General features: G+C 67.2%; 4 protein-coding genes. 1 reads left to right on the top strand and 3 read right to left on the bottom strand.

The window, feature by feature from the left end; genetic code table 11:
• Together VM221_13760 and VM221_13755 are read right to left on the bottom strand one after the other, a co-directional pair.
• Positions 1 to 1,127: PriCT-2 domain-containing protein (locus VM221_13760; GenBank protein HUT75887.1), on the bottom strand; the 1,127-nt coding region annotated here is incomplete at its 3' end.
• Between the two features lie 11 nt (positions 1,128 to 1,138).
• Entirely contained in the window at positions 1,139 to 1,360 is a 222-nt protein-coding gene (locus VM221_13755; GenBank protein ID HUT75886.1) for a hypothetical protein, read from the bottom strand.
• A gap of 108 nt (positions 1,361 to 1,468) precedes the next feature.
• On the opposite strand from VM221_13755, the gene VM221_13750 reads away from it, so the two are divergent.
• Positions 1,469 to 1,726 (top strand): hypothetical protein, encoded by a 258-nt coding sequence (locus tag VM221_13750; GenBank protein ID HUT75885.1) that lies wholly within the window; start codon positions 1,469 to 1,471, stop codon positions 1,724 to 1,726.
• On the opposite strand, the gene VM221_13745 is transcribed toward VM221_13750, so the two are convergent.
• On the bottom strand, positions 1,707 to 1,961 hold the full coding sequence (locus VM221_13745) for a hypothetical protein (protein ID HUT75884.1): 255 nt from the start codon (positions 1,959 to 1,961) through the stop codon (positions 1,707 to 1,709). The two genes, VM221_13750 and VM221_13745, sit on opposite strands and share 20 nt — an antisense overlap.
• Positions 1,962 to 2,214 lie beyond the last annotated feature (253 nt).

The following is a 2,214-nucleotide window of genomic DNA, read 5'->3' as shown; positions in this document are numbered from 1 at the left end:
ATGTTCGCCGGGCCCGCGCGCATCAGCTCCTCGGCGTCCTCGCAGGCGGTGATCCAGGCGGTCACGCTCTCCTTCTCGCGCCGGGCGATCGTCCCGCCGTCCCAGCCCGCGTCCTGCGCGCGCTTGAACAGGCTGCGCATGGTGACCGGGGCGCGGCCCTCCGGGTAGGCGCGCAGGCTGCGCCACATCTTCGCGGTGTCGTTGGTGCCGCGGAACTTGGTCCCCTGGGCGCTCCACTCGACGAACAGGTCGTATGCCTCCTCGGCCTGGGCCGGGTCGTGGCCGAACTGGTGGCGGAGCGCGGCGGCGACGTGGAGCCACTCCATGCGCGTGCAATCCGCGTCGAGGTGCTCGAAGACGTCCCTGATCTGGTCGACGCTCTCCACGCCGGCCACCGGCAGGTGGGCGAGCACCAGCCCGGCCTCGGGCGTCTCGCCGTGAGTGAAGCCGGGGCGCTCGCCGAGGAAGTCGCACAGGTCCTCGGGGGCCTCCTCGGGTATGTCGCCCACCTCCAGGGCGACGCCGTTGGTGCGGGTGGCGAGCACGGCGCTGAATGGCTCGCCCTTCCAGATCACCGGTCGATACTGGCCCTGCGAGGGACGCGAGGACTCGGCCACGCCCTTGAAGTCCTGCGGCAGCCCCAGCCGGGCGGCGAGGTGGCGGATGATGCGGGGCAGCTCCGCCGGGTCGCAGGGGGTGAGCTCCACGCAGATCTTGAGCCGCGGGTTCTTCTCGGTGTGCTTCGCGGAGGTCCAGACCGCTGTGTTCAGGGGGTACAGCGCTTCGAGGATCGCCTTGGGGTCGGAGGCCAGGTCCCGGACGATGTCGTAGTACTCGGGCCGCGGGTCCTCGTCGATGTCGAGGAAGGCGAGCAGCAGCTTCTCGGCGTTGGTCAGCTTGCGCGGGCCGGACTCCTCGTAGGGGTAGCTGACTGGAGAGAGGAACGCGCAGTCCTTGACCTTGTCCCGATCGGGGTGGGCGAGGAACTCGGCCCTGGTGTAGGGCAGCGGAACCGGGGTGCTGATGTAGCGCTCTTCGAGCTGCTTGAAGGTGCGCGCTTGCAGGCGGCGCACCTCGCCGGTGGTCTGTAGGGCGGAGCCTCCCCAGTATTGCGGTGAGTCGCTCACTCAGGCGTGCGCTACTCGGACTTCTCCCCTTCGGCGGCGATCATCTCCAGCCCCGTCAGCGCGCGGTAGACCTTCTCCGCGTCGGCGAGGGTGTAGGTGGGCTGCTTGCCCTTCATCCAGCGCCACAGCGCGTCGTAGGACACTCCGGCGTCCCGCGCGATCGCACTGAGCGACTTGCCGCTGTCATTGATCAGTTGCCTGAGCCTCGTCGTGGCCCCCGTCGTCGTGTCCATGTGTGGAGTGCTTATTCTAACTCGCAATTCCGCGCAAGAACTTTCTTCGTAAAAGCGCGATCTTTTGTTCTTGGCAATTTTTTAGAATTTTGTGACGCTGCGCCCGCTATGACACTACACGTGCGATACGCCCACTGGGCCGACACCGACTCCGAGGACCTGGACTGGTCCTCTAACGTGACACCCGAACACCAGGTCACCGACTACGACAGCACCCGTTGCCGGGAGGTCGGGAAGTGGATCGTCCGCCACGCCGCCTCGCGGGTCTCCGGCCCGGTCGGGCGCCGCCTGCGCCGCTGGCTGGACGGACACGCGGCGGTGCCCCCGCTCCAACTCATCCACGAGTTCAACCCGCGAGTGCCCTGACCGGCAGCGGCACGGCGATGACCTCCAGCCCGGCGCTCCGGTAGTAGCGCCTCACCGCAGCCGCGTCGTAGAGCGCGCTGACCGGGCAGTGCATGTCGCCGGTGAAGCGATCCAGCAGGAACAGGACGGCCCGGCGCTCGCACCAGTCGTGCAGGTGGATCAGTTCGAGGACCGCGGCCCCGAGGGGGGTGGGTTCTCCGCCGTCGTCTATCAGTGGGTGGGGGCATGATTCCATGGCGACTACAAGTGCTAGATAGGCGCGCCGGATGTGTCAACAGGAAAGCTCCTTGCAGAATCCCACGCCCTTCCTTACCATCCGACATCGTGCAGAATCTGGCAGTCACCTACTTGGCGGGACCGCGGGACTGGGCGGACAAGGCCAACGGGCGGGATTGGAAACGACTCGACTGCCTGGCCGCATCGTTGAAGTTGCTGGCGAAGTTCGCGCCGCGTTTCGAGGTCATCATCTTCCACGAGGACCTGTTGCC

This window comes from Armatimonadota bacterium (assembly GCA_035527535.1).
Taxonomy (GTDB): domain Bacteria; phylum Armatimonadota; class Hebobacteria.
The sequence above is the reverse complement of the archived record's forward strand: the minus strand, read 5'-3'. Positions and strand labels throughout refer to the sequence as shown.

Coding starts and splice junctions, on each gene's coding strand:
- VM221_13755 (HUT75886.1), bottom strand. CDS start 1,360: ATGGACACGACGACGGGGGCCACGACGAGGCTCAGGCAACTGATCAAT.
- VM221_13750 (HUT75885.1), top strand. CDS start 1,469: ATGACACTACACGTGCGATACGCCCACTGGGCCGACACCGACTCCGAG.
- VM221_13745 (HUT75884.1), bottom strand. CDS start 1,961: ATGGAATCATGCCCCCACCCACTGATAGACGACGGCGGAGAACCCACC.